Below are 25113 nucleotides of genomic sequence, written 5' to 3'. Positions count from 1 at the left end.
CTAGGTGATGTACCTTGTTTTTCAGCCTATTTTCTTTATATTCATTCGATGGACGTATTTACTATAAATAAAGTAATTTAAAAATTACTAATCCAACAATTTAGTAGTTCATCATTTAACTTTCTTTCTAGTAATTCCTTTACTAAAGGCATTGGCATGATTTCATAATGATTTAAGGCTTCTTTATTATAATCTATCCAGTGAAATGCTAAATGAGACTCGCTAGATTTCGGTGTTAAGTCCGTATGTAAATCTTGTGACTCTACTTCAAAAATGTGATTAATTTCATGATGAAGCACTTCTTTATCTTGCCATTGATGTTCTATAACTCCTAAAAATCGTTTTATACTGCAGTTTGCTCCAAGTTCTTCTCTTAATTCTCTTTTTAATGCATTCTCTGCTGATTCTCCAATTTCAACATGGCCACCAGGTAAAAAATAATGATGGCCGATATATTCAGCAACTAATAATTTTTCATCCTTTATCATGACTGCTCGTACAATATAATGGAATTTACTTTTCAATTGATATTCCTCCTAGTCATTCAATCTATACTTGTTCAAATTTCACGCCTTTACTTCATAATAGTTAAACAAATAAACGATACACTTGCTCACCATCATACTCCTGTCCTAATGATATGAAACCATATCGTTCATATAATTTCTTTGCAGAGAGATTATCTTTATGTACGGTTAATCTTATTTCTTTACACGATTTAAAAGTATTTTTTATTATATTAATACTTTCTTGTAATGCTGCTTTTCCATAACCATTACCTTGCTGCGATTGATCAATAATAAATCCGTTAATCCAATACATATCCGATGTCTCTATTACAACAGCATGCATAACAAAACCAACCATAAGCTCACCATCGTATATAGCAAATGGTATGTACTCTACATTGTCACCATCTGGTTTTATATATACTTTAGCAAGTGAAACTGCTACAGCGGGGACAAATTTTCTTTGATCTTCTTTAACTTGTAACTTTAATGCCTCTTCCCAATTTTCTCTCGTAACAACCTTTAACTGTACATTCAATATTGTAAGCTCCCTTATATAGAGGATGTATGTTTATATTCAACGTAGTGAAATAATTCCCTTTTTCGACAGCAACTTATAACATGATTTTTATAAAATCTTGAATGAATTTTTGTTCATCTATTTCTAGTGCTATATGTGCTCCATCAGATATAGAGCTAGGGCGAAAATCAGCAAATGTTTGCCCTTTCGTATCTCCGTATGTATCTACATTTACTGTACGATGCACAAATTCAAAAAAACTTGGATTTACTAATCCACTTATTGCAACCACATCATGTAGCAAAGGTCCTTCGATAGATGGATTAAGCTTTTGGTATGCGGATAGATAGTAATCATACATTGGTTTCATTATCATATGAAATGGATTCTTTGTATTAGCTTGAATATAGTTAAATACATTTGGTGTTAACACAGCTTTGTTTGTTACATTTAAAGGGAATATTAATAAATTCTTTGCTTGATGGAAAACAATTTTACTTGCTATAGGATCTCCATACACGTTTGCCTCCGCTAATGGTGTTACATTTCCTACTTCTAAAAAGACGCCACCCATGAAATAGATTCCTTTTACATTCAGCATTAAGTCACTCCATAAATTAAAAGCAATTGCTAACGAGGTAGATCTTCCTACATCGACAATCGTTAAATCTTTTCCGTACTTTACAAGAATCGCAGCGATACTACCAAAATTGTATATTGGAATAGATAATACGCTTTCTGGAACATGGATGGGCCCTAATCCTTCTGCCCCGTGAATTTCAGGGTAGTACGTAGTAATTTCTTCTGTAAGTGGTTTTGTTGCACCACTAATGACAGGAATGTCTTGTCTATTTGCTAACTGTAAAATATACGCTGCATTATGTGCAGCATGTATATGCTCAACATTTCCGTATCCAGTTACAATACCTACAATTTCAATTTCGGGATGCAGTAAACCATACATAATGGCAAATGAGTCATCAATACCTGGGTCTCCGAAAAATAATACTTTTTCCAAGAAATACTCTCCCTTCATAAAAACATAGAGTCATCAATAACTATGTATATGAAAAAAGCAAGTAGATCTATGCGAATTTTAGAATGGATAATGTTTTACAAAACATTAAAAAGGAACTAGCGTATGCTAATTCCTTTCTTAAGTAACCATTCTCAAATTTAATTAATTATCGTTTCCTTCATAAATTGCATCATTTATTTGATTTTGTATTTTTTTATCATCAGGTACAGGTTTCCACCAATTTCCTGTAATAAATAACATAGTTAATAAATTATAACTATCACTAAAATAGCTTTCTCTCTTATTCTTCATCCAATCCCAACCGCTATTTACCCACTTTTGATTATTGCTACTCGTTATACTTGCAGCAATAAACGGTGAAACAAATACAGCAGTTGGATAACTACCAATATTTGATCCGTTTAATTGATAACCATCCACAATTTTTGAAGGATTTCCATTCGTTTTATTTTGAATCCATGAAGAGACTTTATCAGAAATGACTTTACTTCTTTTCTCGCCGTACATCGCATAGTCCATTACAATTCTCAATGGTACCCGACTAGCATTGTAATAATATGCATTTGTATATTCTGACTCATCTAAGAAATCCTTAGGTGCGGGTTGTGGTGGGTTTTTTACAACAAAATCTGAAATAAGCCCTGTATTTGGAGAGTACTTATTACTAAATTGCGTATAAACATCGTACAAATTATTAATAACAGTAAGCCAAGTTTTATCACCTGTAAATTCATAAAAAGCTCTAAGATGTGACATCATCCAATCAGATGGTCTCGTATCAAGTGAACTTTTAGAATCCCAATCTCCTAAATTTAGTCGGTTATTATTTGTAACATTACTAGCTTTAATACCTTTTGTAATCATGTCTTGTGCTTCTTTCAAATAATTAACTGTTCCATTAGATCCCCACTGCTTATGAGCAAGAAGAAGAGAATACGCAATATCTAAATCTCCATCAGTAGCAGAATCAAAATGACCTTGTGCTTTTTTACTATCTGCGACAACCCATCCCATTAAATTAGGATTTTGAGAGCTTTTAAAAGTTCTTGCTGTTTTAAATAAACCGTCATAGATTTTTTGAGCATTCGAATCATAACCAGCCATTAATACTGTAATTATCATCCCATACCCTTGACCTTCTGAAGTTCCAAGTGGCTTAAACCCATCCGCATCACCTGTAATCTCTCCTTTTACGTAATAACCACCAGGTAAAGAAGATAAATCATTTTTCAAATATTTCTTTTTCCAATTATCGTAGTAACTTCTTACAGAAGCATTTAAACTTTCCTGTGTAACATGATTCGGTTTTATAACACCTGCATAATTAACTTGCTGGGGAAATGGTTTCATTTCCTTTGCAGCAGCTACTTGTTGATTAACTACGGGAATAGAATTTTGTATTGAATTGTCCGTTACACTTGCTGCGAAACTAGAATTAGAAAAACTAGCTAGTCCGATTCCTACAATAGAAATACATGTGAAAATTTTTCTTTTTCCATTCATTATGTTGTCAGCTCCTTTTAAAATGCTTACTACATAAAATGTAACATACAATATTTAACTGAAATACAAAATATTATATTTATCAACATAAGAAAGAAACTATATAAAAAAGTATCATAAAATCATTATTGAATTACATTATACGGATTGATTATTTGCTAAATTCCTATGTTTTTCTTTTCTTAATATTGGTATATGAGCAATCACAATTCCAAGTATAGTAATTCCTCCGCCAATTATCGAAACTAAAGTTGGCACTTCTCCTAACCATATCCAAGCAATGAAACACGCAGTTATTGGTGTTAAATATAGAGAACTTGTTGCTTCAGAAGCACCAGCACGAGATATAATATAGGCCAATGCAATATACGGGAGTACTGTTGGAAAGACACCTAAATATATAACGCTCAAGTTAACTTCAAGAGGAGCTGCTAGTATTTTTTGATAAACTCCGGGTAAGAAAATAAGCATACATACAGTACTAGACAAAATTGTATATATGGTAAATGGTAAGAAGCCGTATTTTTTTAAGTAAGATGTTTGAAAAACGAAAAATAGACTTTCTGAAATCGCCGCTAATAATATAAATAATCCCCCGCTATTCAATTGAATAGCGTCGCCTTGGCTAAATGAAATTAAGGCAATTCCTGCAAAACTCATTACACCACCGATCCAGCCATTTAATTTCATTTTTTCATTCAAAAAAACAGAAGCAAGAATTGCCGTTACTATTGGAGTGACTGAAATGATTAAACTTGCAGATCCAGCATTTACTGTTTTTTCGCCGTAGTTTAATGCGATGTGATAAATAGTAAATCCTAGAGCACCAAATATGAAAATTGCTGGGATATCCTTTAAATGTGGTAGTCGTAGTTTGTATATAAATGAAAATAACAAAAGTATAAATGAGGCGATTAATAAGCGTAGTAAAGTAAGGTGTTCAGGCGTATAAGATTCAAGTCCCATACGAATTGCTGGAAAAGCAGTTCCCCATATAAGAATTGTAAAAGCGTGAGCACATATAATGCGTAAATCCCATTTTTTATTATGCATATTTTCTCTCCTTCCCTAAAAACCAACCATTTTTAAATTACCAATTATTTCTTTTCATCATATTTAATAGTTGATACAATGTCTTCAACCAGTTATTTATCGGAAAAACCAACCACTTTGGATCTTTTAAATTAACGAAGGAGTTTTTTATATGACAACCGATAAAAAAATGCCCAAATATCGGCAGATAATAGACTATATGAAAGATAAAATAGAAAACGGAGAATGGCCAATTGGAAGTAAAATCCCTAGTCAGCGGCAGTTAGCAAAATTATTTAATGTAAATCGAAGTACTGTAATTACTGCGCTAGATGAACTTATGGCAGATGGTTTAATTCAAGGACAAATCGGAGCAGGAACAATTGTAATGAATAATACATGGTCATTATTAGCAACTAATCCTCCGCCCGATTGGAGTGAATATGTAAAAGCCGGTATTCATAAGCCAAGTAAGTTAATGGTGCGAGAAATAAATGAAGCAGAAGCAAATAAAACGCTTATCCATCTTAGTAAAGGTGAACTTGCACCTCATCTTTTCCCGCTCGAAACTATGCAATCTATAATAAAAAACGTCAGTGAGGAATTAGATTATTTCGGATACGAAGAACAAAAAGGTTTTTATCCGTTACGTGAAGCAATAAGCAAATATGTAAGATCATTTGGAATACATGCATCACCGGATTCTATATTAATAGTCTCTGGTGCACTCCAAGCATTACAATTAATATCGATTGGTCTATTACATAGAAAATCAACTGTTTTATTTGAACAACCTTCTTACTTATATTCACTTCATGTTTATCAATCAGCAAATATAAATTTATCCGGTATATCAATGGACCATCACGGTATTTTACCTAACGACTTATTAAAACGAATTAAATATAGTCAAAAGAATAATATTTTATATTCAATCCCTTGTTTTCAAAATCCAACGGGGATATTGATGTCCAAAGAGCGAAGAAAAGAAATATTAAAAATATGTGAAAAGGAGCAGTTGCCTATCATCGAGGATGATATATACCGAGAGTTATGGATTGACGAATCACCTCCAGCTCCTTTAAAGTCGATGGATAAACATGGACATGTATTATATATTGGTAGTCTCTCTAAAACACTTAGCCCAGGACTTAGAATTGGATGGATAATCGGACCAGAACCCGTTATTAATAGATTGTCAGATATAAAAATGCAAACAGACTATGGATCCAGCTCTTTATCTCAAAGAGTAGCTGCTGAATGGATAAATGAAGGTTTTTATGAAGAATATGTAGCAAACGTAAGAATGCACCTGAAAGAGCGAAGACAAATAATGATACGAGCTTTAAATAAATATTGTGCAGATATTGCATCGTGGGATATTCCTAGTGGTGGATTTTTTATATGGCTAAAGGTTGTACATAACATTCCGATGAAAAAACTATTTTCAGAGGCTTTATCAAAAGGAATTCTTTTAAACCCAGGACGTATTTATGAAGAAGAATCAGATCAGTACATTCGTTTATCATATGGATATGCTTCACCAGAACAAATGACTAACGGTATTAAATTGCTCAGTGAATTAATTCGTAAGTTAACAGCATAAAAAAATCCTCTTTTGTTTTTGGAGGATTTTTTACGTATCTTATTTACCACAATTTCATTTCCTGCCCTAATAAAATAAGTTTTTCATAAGGATCTCCGTCAATATTTAATACTTGAGCAAAAGCAGGTTCTGTTTTTAAACCTTGTTCCTTTAAGCGAATAACTTCTTCCCTTATATGCGGATGCTGCATTAATAGCATGTGCTCCACTATCATGTGTCTATATGCATTTTGATTACGCACTGGCTTAGGTTGAGCAAATAATTCAAATTCAAAACCTTCGAATTCAAAATTCACCTTTATCGATTCAGTACCTTTAATTTTTTTCTTTTTTATGTTGAACCCTCCATAAGAACCATATAAAGATCTCATTTCCTGCTCAAAAACATCAAAGTTATATACTTCCATTACAATATCTAAGTCAGATTGAGGAGTATCAATTCTTATGGGGATTGTCCCGCAAAGAACGGGATTATATAAAGCTAAATCCTCCATTATGTTTAGGCTATTCAAAACATCATATATTTTTTGTTGCTTGTCATTGCCCGATTGTAAATATGTAATAGATGTAAACATAGAAGTCTCTCCTTCATTTAACATAATAATCATCTCACTAAATTTGAGAAAACATTTAAATCATTGGTTTTTGTTCTAGGAATACCTTTATTTCAATATATTAAGCCGAACTAACTATATTTTTCAACTTTTCTCCTATACTGCAATACTATAAAAATAAAAAAGGAGGAATTATTATGAGCATTTTTAACATTCTTTTAACCATACACATACTATTTGGAACAATATGCTTAATCACTGGAATTGTAGCGATGGTTGCCAAAAAAAAGAAAGGAAAACATACCGAATGGGGCGAAATATATCATGCATCCTATGTTGTCATCACCCTTACGGCAATAATATTATCCATTATCAACTGGGATAAAATCGCATATTTATTTTATGTAGCAATCTTCTCTTATTCATTTGCAATTTATGGATACCTTGCACGAAAAAAACGTTGGAAAAATTGGCTCCATCACCACATTAGAGGCATGTTAGGTTCTTATATTGGTGCAGTCACCGCACTTTTAGTAAATGTCGGCATCCATATTCCCATTATAAATTTACTTCCGCCTATATGGTTTTGGTTTTTACCGACCTTAATTGGTATCCCCCTCGTAGCCAGTGTATCAAAAAAATATAAAAAGCGTAGTTGAAATTAATTACATTTTGATTACTTTCTGATTATTAGAATGAAAAATTATACTCTATGTATCACAAATGATATTATGAATGCTCGTCCTATGAATATTTAAAATAAAATGCCGCCCAGCAGGACGGCTCTTATTTTTACTTTACAAACGTAACATATTCACCAGAAACCCATTGATTTCCACCAACATTATACCAACCATCTTTATATCCAAACGATTGATATTTTTCACCTTGGTACACGTTTTTCACAATGCCGTAATTTGTTCCTGGGCCGGTACGAACACGCAATACATCCGCTATTATAGTAACTACACCTACACCATCGTTTGATGATTGTGAAGTTGCTGGTACATTTCCTCCCGTATAACGAATGTATGATGGATCGTTATAAATCCACTGATCGCCACCTAGATTTAACCAGCCATTTGATTGTCCAAATACTTTGTAGGACTCTCCTTTCCCTAATTGACGAATAACGCCATATCCAGTACCGGGTCCTTTTCGTAAATTTACATTACTACCGTTAATATAAGCAACCCCTACACTATCATTCGACATGGGAGGAGTTGCTACGTTTTGAGCACCTTTTCCAAAAGTATCCGTTCCATACCCTTTGTAGTTATATTGCAAATGCGGGCTATCCACAAATCCTTTCCAGTCACCGCCCCATTCAAAACCAATTTGTTTAGCATAACGAATTGCTGATGCCCACGGTTCTTTATTATAGCCATTCCAATCTTCTGTACCATTCGACTGAATTGGAACAAAATCTAATGCCTGTCCTACTAAGTGATATGATCGCATCGTTTGTGATGCTCCTTTACGAACATATTCACGTTGTTGCTCGACCGTACGGATTGTTTCATAAATTAATACTTCAATTCCATTGTCAATACAGTACTGATACCACTTAAAAGCTGCAGCTTTCGTATTATCCGCTAAGTTATTCAGATTATTTACATTTCTAGTGTGGTATTTCAATATGCAACATCTCCTTTTCTATTATCATATGCAAAACTCGTCTCATGGGTTGTACATATACCTAGAACGATCCGAAGTACAAATACATAAGAAGCCAATTCATCTAAATAGATTTACATTTCTAGCTTCAAACTTTGTAAACTGAAATCGAAGCAATAAAAAAACCGCAACCCAGGTCTTCTAGTTGCGGTTTTTGGTATTTTCTTTTTATATGCAACATGCCATCTTGCATTATTAATCCTAATATATAGGTTGTGTAAATTTCCCCTTTATGAATAAAACTTCTTATTCATGACTCTTCAAATCCAATATGGAATGTAAACGATTCGGATAATTAGTAAACATCCCGTCGACTCCCCATGAAAGTAAATTTTTCATATCTTTTTCATTATTTACTGTAAATGGATGAACTTCTAATCCGTTTTTCTTTATTTTATTTACATAATCTGAATCAATATATTTGTAATTCATACCAAGACCTATGCAGTACGTTTTATACTTTTCTATCTCTAATTCTGTTAATTGAACTGCTTTTTTATAAGGTAATAATTGTACTAAAGATATATTACTATTTAAGCTATGAATCTTTTGCAGACTTTCTTCACTAAACGATTGAATAATAACTTTATCCTGTATTTCATAGTGATTAATAATTTCTAATAATTTTTCTTCCATTCCTGGATATTCATTAGGTGATTTTGTTTCAATATAATAGTTTGCGTTATGCCCAAACGTTTCAATAATTTCTTTTAATGTTGGGACTTTAGCATTTTCAAATTCTTTCTTCGCTAAGTTCGGATATTTTTCGTTGAAAAAAGAACCTGCATTTAGTTGCTTTATTTCTTCTAATGTATGCTCTTTCACTAGCCCTGTACCATTTGTTGTACGGTTTAAGGTTTCGTCATGCATAGCCACTAAATGTCCATCTTTTGTCATTTGGAGATCAATTTCTATATAATCTCCATTCATTTGTTGGCCTAATTGATATGCCTCTATTGTATGTTCAGGTGCGAACGCAGAAGCACCTCTATGTGCGATATTTTTTATATGATTTGATTGATTAATAGCTTTAGTATACTTATGTTCATTTATTTTCTGAAAAACAAAGATACTTATTACTATAAAGGCACAAATTATTGTAACGAGATATATCTTTTTCATAACAATTTATAAACTCCTATATAAAGACGATTTAACTTGAATGATTTACTCAATTAAATGTCGATTTTCCAATACAGTCATTTTGCCGATAGCTTGAAATCCTGATTTTTTATAAATATTGATTCCATCTGGTGAAGCTTGTAATACACAATACGTATTTTTAAATTTTTGTGCTTCTTGCAGAAGGAAATTGAACATAGCAGATCCGAACCCTCGTCCTCTCATTCCTACTTTAGTTGCTATGTCATAAATACCAATACTATCTTTTGAACATATCAATGAACCAACAGTTACGACTTCACCTTCATATAACCCTAAAAATAATTTCATATTCTCACTGTTACATATATCAAGATTAGAAATTTGATTATAGAATGCTTGTACATGTATACCTTCTTCTGATGTGCCGAATAGATCAGCTAACGTTTCTCCAAATTTATTTATTTGTCCAGGTGAAGATGCTTGTTGAATAGTAAAACTTACTGGCATGTTTATTGTTGGGGAAATTGTTTTTAAGTCTGCTACCATCGCAATATTCTGTTCCGCTTTTTTTAAACCGATTTTAATTAACTCGCTTTTTATATCCCGCTCTTGCTCCTCATCCCATAACCAAACACTCATTGGAAAATTTCTTTGATAATAGTATTCTACCTCTTTATATAATTTCTCGATCCCTTCCGTTAAATTATTGTTTAGTAGAGTGATGATATTAAATGTATCGGCAGGTAATCCACAATCAACAGCAATATAATCTTTCGTTTTTTTTATACTCATTCCGGGCACAAATTGTGCAACATATGAAGTTTTAAATGCAAAGTTATCTAGTAGTAGTTGTTTATAATTCATCAATAGTTCTCCTTTTCATAAAAAGTAACACTCGAATTTTTCTATATTAAATATAACATATTAGAAATTTACCATTTTCTATAAAAAGTGCCTCTTTAAATTGTGCTCTATAGTTTAAAATAATTAAAAATGATATAACGTTGTCGGAATGAAAAAAGTGGTATATAATAAATATTAACATTACTAGTAATTATTTTAGGTATTCCTAGAATAAAGGAGCGATACATATGAAAATTACTATTTATTTCGGAAGTCATGAAGATCAAGATGTTCGTACTATGGACTGTCATTTAGATGTAGAAGATACAGAAGAGATTGTTTCTGTATCATAATATAAATAGTTAGGGTAAACCCTATTCCTTACAGCGTTTAAGGCACCTTTTATAAGGTGTCTTTTTTGTTATATTTTCATCAAAAACCCTTTACTTTAGAGCGTTTTAATAGTAAAATATAAATATACGAACAAACGTTCTTTTTATTTTAAACGTACATGAAGGGATGATTTTAACAATGGCTCCATTAAAGCGCAGAGGAAGAAAAAAGCAAGCACCTATTATTTCAAATACAGGCTTTATCGGCTCTGTCTTTATTGATACATTGGAGTTACAAAAGAAATCCTATTATTTCGCTCGTAAAAAACTTCAAATTGTTCATCACGTACTAGATGGTCTCTCTGGAGCAACAAGTGCTTTATTTAAAGAACATAACATTTCAGCATACATGTCATGTGTGTATTTACATAAACAAAAGAAAATTGGTTTTGTTCTTTCAACGAAACCATTTGAACAAAGTGATGGCGTTGCTTATTTTGTAAATTATTTAATCGAAAAGAATTTTTATGGCGGCCATGATGAAGATGTAGAATATCAAGAAGTATTTAATACAGGTTTTATCGGTGTAGTATTCGCTGATTTATCTAGTATAGATCGCTTTAATTTCGAGTTTGAAATGGGCATGCTAACGAAATTAATGAAAGATATGATTATTCCGGTTAAAGAACTCTTTTTACGCCATAATGTACCGGCTTACATCTCCACTTCTCACTTAGAAGAACAAAACAAATTAGGTTTCGTTCTCTCTGTAAAGCCATATGACGAACGCGCTGAAGCAGATTTATATTTTGAAGCATATTTAAAAGAACGCGGATTATTTATTGGTGATGAAGAAGATGATATTGATAAGATTGTCATTAGAAAAACCGCTGAATTACGATAGAAAAGCGCAGGATTAGCATCCTGCGCTTTTTATAATTTATGAAACTGATTTACCAAAGAAACGGTATTAATTTTTTTGTTTTCTGTTTATAGACTGTAAATTGTTCTCCATACTTTTTCTGTAAGTAACCATCAGATTTTGGAATATATTCAAAAACGAATACAAAGAACAGGCCTAAAGGTATAAATAAACTATAAATATTGCTAGCGATAAATGCTAAACCTAACACCCAAAGGCAATCCCCCAGATAATTAATATGAATCGCATATTTAAATAAACCACCTGTATATAGCTTACCTTGATTTACAGGATTGTCTTTAAAGGATTTTCTAAGCAGCTCTGAAACTGTGTTTAACATACTTCCTCCTAAAAACAATATCCAACCTATTGTAAGTAATATTAAATTAGGATCCTGATTACTAGTAATCATTAAGATTGGAAAACCTAAATAATAAATTCCAAAAGCAATGCTGTTCATAATGGCTTCTTGCCATGAAATCCCTCTAGGCAACCATATAAACATCATAGCCGTTAATCGTAAAGCGGTGATAATCAAAGCTATAAACAGCCCTATTGAAATGCCTGGTTTGAAATAAGTAATGAAAAGTAAGTAATACGCAATGATTAGATAGATAATCTCAGTAACTAAAATTAATATTTTTTCTTTTATTGTTGGCCGGTTTATACCATACATTGTGATACGCTCCTTCCTTTATTCATTTTATAGGAAAATAAACTTCTATGATATTATTCTCCTCCTGTGTGCTATAAGGATTCGTTTGATAAACTTCAAACGGAGCTCCATTCAGTTTATAGTTATTTTCTTCAATCCAAACATGTAGCTTTGTATGAATAAAAGGTAATTCTTCGTAAGAACCAATAAGCGTAGCCATTGCGCAAAGACCGGGATTAAACACTTTTGTTTTATTTATGGCTTCTGCAAGAGGAATCGCAATTTCCACATCATAATTTTCAGGTACATATTCTGAACTATGGAATATAGCAAGTGGTTTTGCACTAGGTAATAAATTTTCAAATAAAATTTTACTAAACAACTCATTAAAGTGTATTAGGAAATCAGCGGTATTAATTTGTTTTCGCTGAGATAATATATTATAGGTTAAGTGATTTACAAGATTAATCTCAATACGATTTAAGTAACCTATGATACTTTCCTCTTCATTTAATTGTTGAATATCAAGCTTTAATTCTTTTAATAAAGAAGAATAATATGTTATCTGCTGTGTTAGATTTTCTTGTTTGCCTTTCATTTTAGAGTTAAGCAATTCAGTATTCTCCCGATCTTCTAAAATATCCTTAATTTCTTCCAGCGAAAATAAATAAGTTTTTAATCGTGTAATCAATAAGGCTATTTCTAATTGGAAAATATCATAGTAGCGATAGCCATTCTTAGCGTCTATGAAAGCTGGTTTTAAAAGCCCAATTTCATCATAATAGCGCAGCGTCTTCATTGTAAGATGAGATATTTTTGAAAACTCTCCAATTGAAAGCATAATACTCACCTCCTGTATTTAATTATTTTAAATATACTGCTTCCTGTAAGGGGAAGGTCAATCCACAAAGTTAAATTTTATTATTGTATTTCGGAACGATATTCATTCCCTCAACCTAAAATTTTAAAGTTATTCTCCAGAACGAATATGTAATCTTTTCAAAATAGTTCATGGGAAATCAGCCCATTTTTTCATTTTATAGTATTTGCATTTCTTATCTTGAAAAATGTAGCAGTATCCATTATATAAATAATCTAAGATCTACTAAGCGCTATAATCTTTCGAATGAACTTCTAATATGAAACAATTCGATGAAACTTTAATTACTATTAAATATAAGATTCCCCCTACAATTGTAATCATGTAGGCTGGAATATAATTTAATAATAGACCGGATAGCGCCATTGCTATAGGAAGCATCATTTTACTTATACTTAATCCAATGCTGAGAACTCTCCCTCTATATTCATTAGGAATCTCTTTTTGCATGAAATAAGCTATAGGTATATCAATAAGCACTATAATTAGCCCTAAAAAGAACATAACAACACAATAGGTAATAGCGTATACAAAATCATTTACCTCAAAATTTTTGAATAAAACTGGAATTCCTGAAATAATCATAAAAATCGCCAACATAAAACTTAACTTTTTCAAAAGATAAGCGTAAGAAAAACGATCAGTTATCTTTTTAACTAATATTGCACCAACTATCATACCTATCGCGAAAGTCCCTTGAATCATACCAAATTGCTTAGAACTAAGATTGAGAACTGTGTTAATAATGTATGGCAACGGAACAGTTACAGCAAAGCCTAAAAAGAAATTAAGAGAAATTAAAATACTAAAAGTATTTTTTAAGCTTTTCCGCTCCAATAAATAAGAGTATCCCTCCTTTATATCTTCAATAAAATTAATTTCTCTAATTGAACATTCCTCATTTATGTTTTGCTCAAACAATTTAAAGTTAATAAACAATATGGAAATAGCCGAAAGGATAAATGAAATACCATTTATAATTATAAAAATTTTCATATCAAAGACTGCAAAAACAATCCCCCCTAACATAGGCCCTAGAATTAAAGATATAGAATCGATAATTTTACTTATAGAATTAATACTCATTAACCGCTCTTTAGTGACCATATTCGGTTTTACGGCCTCTAAACCTATTCCAAAAAAAGTTGTAAATACTGTCATAAGAAAGGTAGTAGTATAAATGATGAATAAGTTTAATCCATAATAGCTGCTTAATATATAAACAGTTATTAATAAGCATCCGCTTAGTAAATCCATACAAATAACCAGTTTCTTTTTATCAACCTTATCAGCAATGACACCGGCAAATGGATTCATAACAATCATTGGAATCGTTCCTAATATGAGCGAAATTGCAAAATTTAACGCAGAACCGGTTATTTGTAAAATATACAATCCTAATGCAAAACTATAAATAGAGCTACCAAATAGTGATACTGTTTTTGCAATTGAATATAAACAAATATTTCTTAGTTCTTGGTTTCTTTTTTTATTTTCTATATGTAATCGTAAACTTCCCATCACTTTTCCCCCTGCCTAAATTTGTGTTACGTACATTGTAAGTTCTAGGGTCAACCCAATAGCAATATGTACTATTTGAAAAGTTTTAAGGGGAAATAAATAAAAGATGGGGTTAACCCCATCTTTTTCCGAAAAATGAATATGTATAAATTTCTTCTCCTTGAACAAAGAAATCCTCGTACCTTCCCCCTCGTATCAAATAATTTGAAGTACTTTCATCAATAGATTGAAACTGTAAATTTTCGATTTCTTTTGTTACTTTTGCAGATGTAAAATTCTCTCTGAGTCTAGGTGCAATTTGGCTATTTATACTAAATTTATTAAATAAAATAAATGAACTTAATAAATAACAATTGTGTTTAAAAAGGGAATTTAATTCGCACAATAAGAACTCCTCATGTTCAAAACTATAATTACTTGTACCTGATTGATCGATTACAATATCAACAGAATTATTCTGAATAGGTATGTTTAGAAAGTCGGCACAGATAAATACAATATTTCTTTTCACATTTCTTCTCTCAATTACATCTTTTAAAAGTAAAAGTTTATTCAAATCTCGATCAACAGCAATATATAAACACTCTTCCGGTAGTTCTTCATAAATATTTCGTAAAAAGAACCCAATACCACACCCTAAATCAAGTAGTATTTTTTCATTTAAATCTAATTGCATTATTTTCTTTTTCGCCCATTCTCCTCCTCTTTGAACATTTTCCAAAAAAGCAGTATCAGTTTCATGAATATAATCCGAAATAGAATCTTCAAGTGATTTCTTTTCATACGCTTTCACTGAGTTGCCAGCTGTTAAAACCCCTGAAATAATCGTGTATTCTTCACCACAATTACAAATTAACTTTCCCTCAATAATTTGATTCTTATTAATAATGCCATCTTCAAGAATTAAATTTCCGTTACACTTAACACATTTAAACAAATGAAGTACTTTTAAATCTACCCCTAAAATTGAACTTGAAATTTCAGTTTCTATAGATAAATTATGTAACGCTTCCTTTAATTTGCATTTTCGTTCCTCTAAAGTTTTTATTTCTTGTTCAATCTTTTCATATTTTACTTTAAATAAAGATTGATACAAATTATCCTTTTCATAGTCTAAGGATTTCCCTAAATTTTTATAAAGAAACAGTTCTTTAATTTCATACAAGCTAAACCCTAGCCATTTGTACTCTAATATAAGTTCTATATCCTTTTGACAATACTCGTCAAAAAAATAGTGACTTCCTTTTTTCTCAGGAATAACGAGTCCGAGGTCCATATAATGTCTAATCGTATCTACACTTACATTATTTACTTCTGCAAACTTACTGATTTTCATCCTAATCACTACCATTTATATATTTGTTTATACATACTTCTTTATTATTTTAAAAAATCCTTTCATCTCCCTATACAAAATTATTTATGCTATGAAAAAGATGTAATTAATTTTAAAGTTACGCCACATACCCATCAAGCTAAGCTTATATAAGTTTAGCTCCTCTTTTTTAATCTTGAATTTAAAAAAGAGGAGCAGGTAGTACGTTTATGTTTATATATCTATAAACTGTGAGTTCATGGATGAATTAAAAACTGCGGCGTAAGTACTACAGTTTTTTCCTTCTTCATTGAGTTGAAATATGTAAAGTTACGTACTTTAACTGTAGCGGACTTGTACTACGCGTTCATATTAATTTTATAGACGTTTAAGGATTTTGTTTTATGGGTAGTATTCTTGCTGTGGAATCGGGATTGTAAATATAGATGAACGTGATTCAAATAAAAAAAGGTACTCCTAGAAGTACCTTTTTTACTATTCTATATGTGCGAACGCTTTCAAAATTATTGGATATAAATTGATGTACGCATTGTATTAAATGGTGCATTTATAGATGTCTTTTGGTACTCAAAAGTTCCTTGTTGGTGTCCAGAAGCATCCCATTTATAATACCAGCCAACGATTGGTCTTCCGCCAATTATAGTGGAATCAATACTTTTTACATTAGAACCATTCATTTTAGCAAATGGGTTTTGGCCATAGCCCATTTCTTTCGTTGTAATATATAAGTATTTTCCCCCGTGGTTACGCGATGTGCTGAAGCTGTTCTGATTAATTGTTTCTACCCCGCCTAACTCAGACTCTACTTGTACGACGTTCAGTGAAGTAAGTGGTGCTGCTGGTCCAGCTGAAGCTTCTGTTGCCATTCCTAATCCGATGAACGCTGTGATTGCTAACGATGAAATCCCTAGTGCTGCTTTTTTAAACATAAAAAACATCCCCTTCCATCTATTGTTTTCTCTTTCATTGTCAATATAATCCTAATAATCTTATATGTAAATAGATTGTAGCTGTATAAATATTAGTGCGAATATTCTATTATATGTTTCTACAATTCTATTACTCAATATGAATGATTTACAGTGTAAAACGAAATACACATTACAAATTGATTCTATTATTTTCATTATTAACTAGCGTATACCGAATTTAAACCATATGAACCATTGTCACTATTTTTTGGTTCATAAACAGATGCCTATATTTCTTGTTACTGTATAATAATGTTACATCAAACTGATGTAAGTACACATAGAAACAATAAAAGAGAGCATATTTTAAAAGATTTATTAAAACATGCTCTCTTTTTTAATTTGAATGAATCTTTCAGTAAAAAAGTACATTGATTTGTATCCTTTATGTAACAGAAATAAGTATTTTAAAAATCTTATTTTTATGATTTTTTCTATTATTCTTAAAGATAATTTATTGAATATTCTTATTGCACTCTAATTGATTTTGAATTCCTGATCTATCAATTTGAATCCAATACTCTGAAATTTTCCCATTTTCTATTCTATACACTGCACTTGCTATTTGAATTATAGGGAGACCTGTAGGTTCATACCCATCTATTTCTCCTATGTGTGTACCTACTTGTTTCCAGCGTACATATACTTTACTATCTTGTACTAATAATTCTTGAATTTCTAAAGAGAAATTCCCATATACTTCAATCATCTCTCTTACATGCTCAGCGTAGTCTTTCGGCGATCTGTATACTGTTTGTTCCTCTTCAGATATAACTTGATGTGCCAATACTTTATTTGCCATATATCGATTTGAAAAATCTGGATTAATCCCTGAACGCACTTCTTTAAAGAAATTTCTGATAATTATTTCCGGTTTCATTAAACATCCCCCTTAAAAATAAATCCAATTCTAATATCCCCTGAATGTATCGGATAAGTGTTATATTTTCATTCTCACTCTTTCTTAATAAACATGTCAAGTTTGTAGTGTTGACATGAAAATTGTAAACTTGCTTATGCCTCGTATTTATCATATTTTATATCCAATATTCCTAAGCTTCTGTATTCTAATTTCATTTTAATTAAATAAAAAACCCGTGAATTATTCACGGGTTTTACTTTAATAACTAATTGCTATTGTTCCTTCACCTGCATGAACCGCAAATGAAATTGGTAATGGATATAATTTGAAATCCATTTCAGGGAATGCTTGTCTAATATCTGCAATCCATTCCTCGGCTCCATCTTTATCATTAGCATGGAACATGTGAAGTACTTTTGGTAATTCTTTTTCAAGTTCATTTTTAATATATTCTCGACATTTTTGGATTTTACGAACTTTCTTTTCAAGTAAAAGCTCTCCACCTTTTACTTCTAATATTAAGTTAACACTTAATAAACTTCCAAGTAAAAATTGAATGCCCTTTACACGACCACTTGCATATAAACCTTTTAAGCTTTTTGGGAATACATGAAAAGGTCTTCTTTTTTCATCTACTAATGTTTTGTGTATATCTTGTAAAGTCATACCATCATTGTATAACGATTTCGCTTTTCTAATTAGTTCATCCATTGGATAACTTGTTGTTTCACTATCTAATACCGTTAATGGAAAACCTGCCATTTCTGCAGCTAGCTTCATATTTTGATAGGTTCCACTTACTTTTCCGCTAATAGCAACTGCAAATCCTTCTTCATATTCTTCTTTGCATTTCGTAAATAACTCTACCATTTCCCCAATATTAGGTTGTGAAGTAGTGACTGTTTTACCTTCGTTTAACGCATTATAAACACGTTCACGCACACCTTCTTCACAATCTTTGTACGACATTCCATCAATAATAACTTCGATTGGGATAACAAAGTTATCTCCTTCTGTTTTAAAATTCGCAGTTGTACTATCAGTAATCCAAGCAACACGCTTCATGTTGTTCCTCCCTTAATTCAATTCCTCTTTTCTAATTTTTCTATATATTTATGTTATAAAAAGAGAATATCCCTGTAATAGTAACAGGACTTTATTGTTTTGGCTATAGTAGATGCATATTAAATGTGACTATTTCTTGTCTATTTCACAAATAAAAAAGAAAATCAAGGAATTTGCTCGATTTTCTTCTTATCATATACTATTTAAAAGTTTCATTATCTAAAATTACAACATAATCATTCGTTAATCTTCCAGCTTCTTTTGTATAACTAACAAGCCTTTGTATATTATCACAGCAAATTTTTGCTCCCCATACGAGTAACGGTACGCCAATAAAATCAATATGGAACCTTCTAGAAAACAGCCCACCGAAAGTCATTGGTAAAGGCACTGTTGGTGATGTGTTAGAAAATATAATCTTTTCATGGCTTTGATAATGTTTTTGCAAGATTTCTCCTAAATGCTTCATCGCTGGTACAACAACTTTTGATGCGCCACATCCAATCGTATATACAGGATGACCATGTTCATCGATTCCATGAAAAATAATTTTTCCCATATCTTCTGTTTTCAATTTATTAAAGTAATCTACATTCAAAATTTCTTCTTTCGTTAACTTACGATCCGTTGGTAATTTATTTAAATGATACGCTGCAGCAAGTGAAGTTGTATGAGTACCGCCGAAGTCTGTGTAAATGTATATCATATTATCATCCCTTGTTGTAAAAGTTCAATGTTAATTAGTATTACCGTTCTTAGCAATGTTAAACAGGGGGTGAATATATTTACGTTTTTTGTGTTAATTCATTATATTTTTTCCAAATATAATAACGTCTACTAATCACAGTGCCTAATGTAATACATAAAAAGGCGTTTGTTACAACCATTAATGTCTGGTGCGTACTACCAGAAAACATACTTTGTTTAATCATAATTTTTGCTCCTAAAATAACAAGAAGGATTATTGTACTTACCCAATTTCCTTTTCGTAGTACATGACCTGTTTCACTATCTACTCGAAATGTTAAAGCTCTTCCTCGTATAATTCCAAGACCTAAGCCGATTCCAAGCATTACAACAAACAGTAGTCCTTGCAACAAAGTTATTTGTCCCGCATGAATAATGGACTGGATTGTTACAAAGCACAACAAAGCCGGAATGAGCCAAATACGGTTTATTTTCACTTTTCGTTCTTTACTTTGCATCAAAACAATAATAAGAATAACAAGTAAAATATCCATTTAGAATCCTCCCATAAACTTGTTTATCTTTAAAAATTATATTCTCCCCTTTTCATTCCATACTTGAAATACGATAGCTACTTTCAATTGTAAGATGGGAAATGTGATTCCTCATCAGCCTTAAGCATTATTTATAAAAATAAAAAGACGTACTTTTTACTCGTACGCCTTTAATAACTAGTTTAAACTCCTATTTATCAACTAATTTTACACCTTTAGAATTAGTTTTATCTAACACTCGAATGTTACATTTATTAGCCATTTTTAAAAAGATTTTATAAATACAATATCCCAAAATAGAAGCTAGAACGTTACAGATTACATCATCAATATCAGTAATACGTCCCACTCCACTAAATAAAGACTGAATTAATTGTAGCAATTCAATACTAACTGATATAGTAAATCCTAATAAAATAGTATTTTTGAATTTCGTATATTTATCCCATAAGATTGGTGCTAAAAATCCTAAAGGCATTAATAATAAAATATTCCCGCCTACATTTCTTACAATTCCATTGCTTTTTCATAGATTAAGTCTTTTTCTTTTTTTACTAAAACTACCCCAGAGAAATCTATTTTCTTTTGTATTTCTTTTACAATTTTATTAATTTCATCTTTTGTTTTTATCACGACAACCACCCTTGTCTTTCGGTATTGTTCTTTACCCTTATTAATTTTTCCATATAAAGGGGAAAGAACCCTTTTATTAAATACGATAAATTGTTAATGAGAACACAAAGTTCATTTCGAATGTATTCCGCTATTTGTGGGCAGTAGGACCCCCATCTCAAAATTTAGCGAAAGCAAAGAAGTTAAGTGGGGACCCTGCTGCCCGTAAAAGCCCGATTGGTGAGGGATGATAATCAGTGGGGGATGCCCCCCTGATTAAAGTTTCACTTTATTGATTCAGTAGAATACAACTTAGATTGTGATGGGAATAACGTAAACACACACAAGACGATAGTAATAAATAACATGATCAATGAACCTACAATAACTACAAGTTGTATAGAAATGAACTGAGTCGCAACACCAGATACTATTGTAATAAAGATTGTTACTAACGCAATAACAAGTCCATATATACTTCCGATCCGTCCCATTATATGAACGGGAACGTTATTTTGGTAAAACGTATAAAATCCTGTATTTGCATATGCCATAGAGAAAGATAAAATAAAGAATCCAATAGCAGCTATTAAAAATACATTTGAAAAAGCATAAATTAAATAACCAATTGCAATGAATAATGATCCTATTCCAATTAGAAGTGAAGGTGCTAATTTCTTTGACAAAATTGTATTTGTTATGGCACCTAAAATAAATCCTGCACCAGCTATACTAACTAGAAAACCATATTCACTATCTGTTAGTAGTAATACCTCTTTCGCAAACGATAGTTCAAGTGAATCAGTAGCGGTTGCTAATACGAACATACTTTGAAATAAGAAGTACACGCATACGACATATACATGTTTTCTACTAAAATTTATAACAGTGTTCCAATCTTTTTTTAATACTGTAAGAGATAATGTATTACTTGTTGTATCCGAAGCTTCTTTCTTATCAAGATTAGGTAAAAGTAATGTAATGAATCCTGATAAGAGAAATGCTATAGCATTTATATATATAGCAAACTCTGGTGTACCTGCAATTAATAATCCCCCTGCTATTGCTGGACCAATTAAAAATGCACCAGATCCTATTAAACTACGTAATGAGTTGAAACGTTGTCTTTGCTCTACTGGAATTAATTTCGTCATATACGTCATAGCAGTTGGCTCATAAATTGCACTGGCCATACTTATAAAGAATACGAATACATAAACAATCCAAAGTGACGGAAGTAAAGGTAAAATAGCGATAAATAACGCACGATATATATCGAGGTGAATCATTAATTTCCGTTTGTTTAAACGATCAATCATACTCCCAGACCAAGCGTTTGTAAATAAAGTGGCTAATGGTTTTATTACATATAAAGTAGCAACAGCTAAGGCTGAGCCACCCATATTATAGACAAGTACATTCAGTGCTATTAAGTAAATCCATGCCCCTAAATTCGCAATACCAACTCCGGACAGTAGTAATAAAGGATATTTCCAATCTTTAAGTAAGTTTTTCATTTTTGGCCCCCGCTTTCCAAATTGTTTTAAAACAATAAAAAAACCCCACCCCCAAGACTTTTAATCTTAGGGACGAGATTTATCATCGCGGTGCCACCCTAGTTTGTTAATATGTCACCATATTAACCTTATCAGGTACTGCATTCTCATTCATGCTTATACCATAGCTCTATAACGGGAGCTCCCGTCACACCACCCCCTTCATATCAGGTTCCGGTGTACTGCTCAGAGGCTTGATTCAATAAAGAATTTTTACTCCTTTTCAGCTACATGGAGCTCTCTGTGAAAAATTCATTTTATTTACTATTCTCTTCACTGCATTTGATTTTTTCCATATTATCACAAATAATTTTAACTGTAAATAAAAAATAATCAGATATTTAACAACGTATTATTGTTAATTCGTTTATTTTTTATTTTTTCTAAAAATTACGGTGCGTGAAATTACTTGCAACTCTAAAGAAAGAGCTATTTTCATATAGCTCCTTCCAAATGCCTGGATTAATTCGTATTCGCCTCTGTTAACGGTTGTAACGGCGGTTCTAATTCTAGTTCTAGTGTATCTCCTTCTTGTAAATCTTGTCCTTTTTCAATACTTTGGCTCGTTACATAACCCGTACCAGAAGTTTTCAAATCTAATTTTAAAAGCTTAGAGAAATACATAACATCACGCATGGACCAACCTTTTACATTTGGCATTTGTGCGTTATTCCCTAATAAAAATATACGATCACCTTCACTCATGACCTCGCCAGACTGTGGATATTGTTTTATTATTTTTCCTTCTCCTAAAATTATTGGCTGTAGCTTCTCTTTTTCTACACTTTTCTCTGCTGTACCCATCGATTGATTTACATAATTTTGTACTTTTAATTGAGATTGCTTCGTTGCATCAGCTATTTGTTTTTCTGTATACGGTTTCACCTTTAAATATTCAAGGCTGTTTTTTATAACAGGTTTAAATATTTCAGCAAGAGGCTGAGCTCCATACTCATCTCCTTTTAACTTTGGCTGCTTAATAGCTAAGTATACGATTAACTCCGGATCATCAATTGGAGCCATTCCTAAAAAGGAGAAAATGTAATTCTCTTTCCCTTCCATATATCGGCCGTTTTCAGGATTCGGGATTTGTGCTGTTCCTGTTTTACCTCCAATTGGATAACCATCCACTTTATACATTGTACCAGTTCCTTTTGAAGATGTTATGACACGCTCCATTAAGCTTCTAACTTTGTCCGCTGTTTCTTTTTTTATCGGATTCCCAATTTCTTTCGGTTGATTTTCCATAATAACTTCTTTGTTTGTTGGATTTACAACTTTATCAACGATATATGGTTGCATCATTTTCCCGTCATTTGCTATAGCAGTAGCCGCTTGGACTAATTGAATCGGAGTAACTGTAGAACCTTGACCGAAAGAAGTTGTAACTTGTTGAATTTGTGTATTTAATAATAAAGTATTTTTACTTTCACCAGGTAAATCTATTCCTGTTTTTTGATTGAATCCAAATTTATTTATATATTGCTTAAATTTATTTGGTTTCAGTAACTGATCTTCTAAAATAGAAAAAGCTACGTTTGATGACCTTTCAAAACCTTCATCAAATGTAATTGATCCCCATCCAAATCCACCATTATGGTCTTTTATATCAGATGAACCAACGGAATATTTTCCAGATTGAAAATATTCTTTTCCGTTATATACACCTTCATTAATGGCAGCTGCTAACGTAAAAACTTTCATTGTTGAACCTGGTTCATATGCATTTGCAATTGGATCATTTAAAAAGTATTCGATATCACCTACATTAGGATTGTAACTAGGTTTACTAGACATCGCTAAAACCTTTCCTGTTTTTGGATCAGCAATAATTCCAATTAACATAGAAGGATCATAATGCTCTTGTGTTTTGTTCATCGCTTCTTCTAAAAAGCTATTAATTTGTTTATCAAGCGTTAAATATACGTTATTCCCATTTTTAGCAGGTTCTACTTTACCTATATCATTCGTAAGCGGAATCCCCCTTCGTGTACCCACATATTCTATTTTCCCGTTTGTAGAGCGCAAATATTTATCCAAGCTCTTTTCAAGTCCAAATTTCCCTTCCGTATTCCCTTTATCATCTGGTCTAGCAAAACCAAGTATATAGGATGCAAAGTCTTCATTTGGATACACTCTTGCTTTTTCCGACATAAAAGATACACCTGGTATTTTTAAATTATTAATTTTTTCTTTCATTTCCCTAGATAAGTTCCGACCGATTTTTCCAATTTCAACTTGCGTACGTCCTTCATGAAAGTTTTTTAATACTTCTTCTTTATCAATTTCAAGCGCATCAGCTAATTGTTGTGCGGTTTCATCTTTATTTTTCACTTTATCTTTTCCTTTTAAATTCACAACAACTCGATACGTTGTAGAATCTTGTACTAACACCTTTCCGGTTTGATCATAGATAGTGCCACGATTCGCTTCTAAAACACCTTTTTTATTATGTTGTTCATCCGCAAGATCCTTTACATTCACATTATGCACGACTCCTACTGCCTGGATATAGAATATACGCAAAATCATAATAAGAAACAAAACAATAAAAGCAATCATCATATATCGAGCGCCTTTATTCGTTTGAAGTTTTTGCATATTTATCTCCTTTCTTTTTGGATTGATTTATACGAAGATATGGTTTGAAATTTGTAGTTTTTGTTTGCAATACTATATGTTTCGAAGTTTTCTTTTTAATTCCTTTAAAACAATGCGAAACTGACTATTGTTATTTTGTGTCTTTATTTTTTTATTTAAAATACGGTGCGTGA

General features: G+C 31.7%; 23 protein-coding genes, 2 pseudogenes and 1 other annotated feature. Of the genes and pseudogenes, 3 read left to right on the top strand and 22 right to left on the bottom strand.

What is annotated here, in order from left to right:
- Positions 1–77 precede the first annotated feature (77 nt).
- From AC241_RS13400 to AC241_RS13380, 5 genes are all read right to left on the bottom strand, one after another.
- Positions 78–524 (bottom strand): NUDIX domain-containing protein, encoded by a 447-nt coding sequence (locus tag AC241_RS13400; protein ID WP_029442475.1) that lies wholly within the window; start codon positions 522–524, stop codon positions 78–80.
- A 64-nt stretch (positions 525–588) separates the two neighbouring features.
- A complete protein-coding gene (locus tag AC241_RS13395; RefSeq protein WP_050843829.1) occupies positions 589–1047 on the bottom strand; it encodes a GNAT family N-acetyltransferase in 459 nt (152 codons plus the stop codon).
- A 76-nt stretch (positions 1048–1123) separates the two neighbouring features.
- Complete coding sequence (locus AC241_RS13390) at positions 1124–2047, bottom strand: nucleoside hydrolase (RefSeq protein ID WP_050843827.1); 924 nt, start codon at positions 2045–2047, stop codon at positions 1124–1126.
- A 162-nt stretch (positions 2048–2209) separates the two neighbouring features.
- On the bottom strand, positions 2210–3571 hold the full coding sequence (locus AC241_RS13385; RefSeq protein WP_043938407.1) for a family 8 glycosyl hydrolase: 1362 nt from the start codon (positions 3569–3571) through the stop codon (positions 2210–2212).
- 138 nt (positions 3572–3709) lie between these two features.
- Positions 3710–4624, bottom strand: coding sequence for a DMT family transporter (locus AC241_RS13380; RefSeq protein WP_050843825.1), 915 nt, complete (start codon positions 4622–4624; stop codon positions 3710–3712).
- 151 nt (positions 4625–4775) lie between these two features.
- Here AC241_RS13380 and norG point away from each other — a divergent pair, with 151 nt between their 5' ends.
- The gene (gene norG / locus AC241_RS13375; protein WP_050843823.1) at positions 4776–6209 is read left to right on the top strand and encodes an efflux pump transcription regulator NorG; all 1434 of its coding nucleotides are present in this window, start codon (positions 4776–4778) and stop codon (positions 6207–6209) included.
- Positions 6210–6252: 43 nt separating this feature from the next.
- Here norG and AC241_RS13370 read toward each other — a convergent pair whose 3' ends face one another.
- Positions 6253–6783 (bottom strand): DUF4269 domain-containing protein, encoded by a 531-nt coding sequence (locus tag AC241_RS13370; protein WP_029442469.1) that lies wholly within the window; start codon positions 6781–6783, stop codon positions 6253–6255.
- A gap of 176 nt (positions 6784–6959) precedes the next feature.
- Here AC241_RS13370 and AC241_RS13365 point away from each other — a divergent pair, with 176 nt between their 5' ends.
- Entirely contained in the window at positions 6960–7421 is a 462-nt protein-coding gene (locus AC241_RS13365; protein ID WP_016081401.1) for a DUF2306 domain-containing protein, read from the top strand.
- Positions 7422–7554: 133 nt separating this feature from the next.
- On the opposite strand, the gene AC241_RS13360 is transcribed toward AC241_RS13365, so the two are convergent.
- The 3 genes from AC241_RS13360 to AC241_RS13350 all read right to left on the bottom strand — a co-directional run bounded on the left by AC241_RS13360 (position 7555) and on the right by AC241_RS13350 (position 10407).
- Positions 7555–8400 carry an SH3 domain-containing protein gene (locus tag AC241_RS13360; RefSeq protein ID WP_029442468.1) on the bottom strand — a complete coding sequence of 282 codons (846 nt, stop codon included), beginning with the start codon at positions 8398–8400 and terminating at the stop codon, positions 7555–7557.
- A gap of 285 nt (positions 8401–8685) precedes the next feature.
- A complete protein-coding gene (locus AC241_RS13355; RefSeq protein ID WP_048564733.1) occupies positions 8686–9561 on the bottom strand; it encodes a glycerophosphodiester phosphodiesterase in 876 nt (291 codons plus the stop codon).
- 45 nt (positions 9562–9606) lie between these two features.
- Positions 9607–10407 (bottom strand): GNAT family N-acetyltransferase, encoded by an 801-nt coding sequence (locus tag AC241_RS13350; RefSeq protein WP_050843821.1) that lies wholly within the window; start codon positions 10405–10407, stop codon positions 9607–9609.
- A 510-nt stretch (positions 10408–10917) separates the two neighbouring features.
- Here AC241_RS13350 and AC241_RS13345 point away from each other — a divergent pair.
- Positions 10918–11622 carry a hypothetical protein gene (locus tag AC241_RS13345; protein ID WP_000035355.1) on the top strand — a complete coding sequence of 235 codons (705 nt, stop codon included), beginning with the start codon at positions 10918–10920 and terminating at the stop codon, positions 11620–11622.
- 49 nt (positions 11623–11671) lie between these two features.
- On the opposite strand, the gene AC241_RS13340 is transcribed toward AC241_RS13345, so the two are convergent.
- The 13 genes and pseudogenes from AC241_RS13340 to AC241_RS13285 form a co-directional block, all read right to left on the bottom strand.
- Complete coding sequence (locus AC241_RS13340; RefSeq protein WP_050843819.1) at positions 11672–12316, bottom strand: methyltransferase family protein; 645 nt, start codon at positions 12314–12316, stop codon at positions 11672–11674.
- A gap of 22 nt (positions 12317–12338) precedes the next feature.
- Complete coding sequence (locus tag AC241_RS13335; protein ID WP_050843817.1) at positions 12339–13136, bottom strand: MerR family transcriptional regulator; 798 nt, start codon at positions 13134–13136, stop codon at positions 12339–12341.
- A 264-nt stretch (positions 13137–13400) separates the two neighbouring features.
- Positions 13401–14696, bottom strand: a complete 1296-nt coding sequence (locus AC241_RS13330; protein WP_050843815.1) for an MFS transporter — start codon at positions 14694–14696, stop codon at positions 13401–13403.
- 112 nt (positions 14697–14808) lie between these two features.
- Positions 14809–16032, bottom strand: coding sequence for a MerR family transcriptional regulator (locus AC241_RS13325; RefSeq protein WP_050843812.1), 1224 nt, complete (start codon positions 16030–16032; stop codon positions 14809–14811).
- A 503-nt stretch (positions 16033–16535) separates the two neighbouring features.
- Positions 16536–16961 carry a DUF4879 domain-containing protein gene (locus AC241_RS13320; RefSeq protein WP_016081408.1) on the bottom strand — a complete coding sequence of 142 codons (426 nt, stop codon included), beginning with the start codon at positions 16959–16961 and terminating at the stop codon, positions 16536–16538.
- Positions 16962–17457: 496 nt separating this feature from the next.
- Positions 17458–17883, bottom strand: coding sequence for an ester cyclase (locus AC241_RS13315; RefSeq protein WP_050843810.1), 426 nt, complete (start codon positions 17881–17883; stop codon positions 17458–17460).
- Between the two features lie 240 nt (positions 17884–18123).
- Positions 18124–18930, bottom strand: a complete 807-nt coding sequence (locus tag AC241_RS13310) for a DegV family protein (RefSeq protein WP_000831923.1) — start codon at positions 18928–18930, stop codon at positions 18124–18126.
- Positions 18931–19129: 199 nt separating this feature from the next.
- Positions 19130–19636 (bottom strand): DUF3189 family protein, encoded by a 507-nt coding sequence (locus AC241_RS13305; protein ID WP_000639421.1) that lies wholly within the window; start codon positions 19634–19636, stop codon positions 19130–19132.
- A 79-nt stretch (positions 19637–19715) separates the two neighbouring features.
- Positions 19716–20171, bottom strand: a complete 456-nt coding sequence (locus AC241_RS13300) for a CcdC protein domain-containing protein (RefSeq protein ID WP_050843809.1) — start codon at positions 20169–20171, stop codon at positions 19716–19718.
- A 190-nt stretch (positions 20172–20361) separates the two neighbouring features.
- Positions 20362–20685: pseudogene (locus AC241_RS13295) on the bottom strand (VanZ family protein); the annotation flags it as partial.
- Between the two features lie 2 nt (positions 20686–20687).
- Positions 20688–20804 (bottom strand): annotated as a pseudogene (locus AC241_RS35185) (penicillin-binding protein); the annotation flags it as partial.
- Positions 20805–21067: 263 nt separating this feature from the next.
- Complete coding sequence (locus AC241_RS13290; protein WP_050843806.1) at positions 21068–22300, bottom strand: MFS transporter; 1233 nt, start codon at positions 22298–22300, stop codon at positions 21068–21070.
- Positions 22301–22365: 65 nt separating this feature from the next.
- Positions 22366–22625 (bottom strand) — a binding site (T-box leader).
- A 176-nt stretch (positions 22626–22801) separates the two neighbouring features.
- The gene (locus AC241_RS13285) at positions 22802–24940 is read right to left on the bottom strand and encodes a penicillin-binding protein (protein WP_048564731.1); all 2139 of its coding nucleotides are present in this window, start codon (positions 24938–24940) and stop codon (positions 22802–22804) included.
- Positions 24941–25113: the final 173 nt, after the last annotated feature.

It is taken from the genome of Bacillus thuringiensis (genome assembly GCF_001182785.1).
Classification (GTDB): domain Bacteria; phylum Bacillota; class Bacilli; order Bacillales; family Bacillaceae_G; genus Bacillus_A; species Bacillus_A thuringiensis_S.
This window is presented reverse-complemented; position numbering and strand designations above follow the sequence as displayed.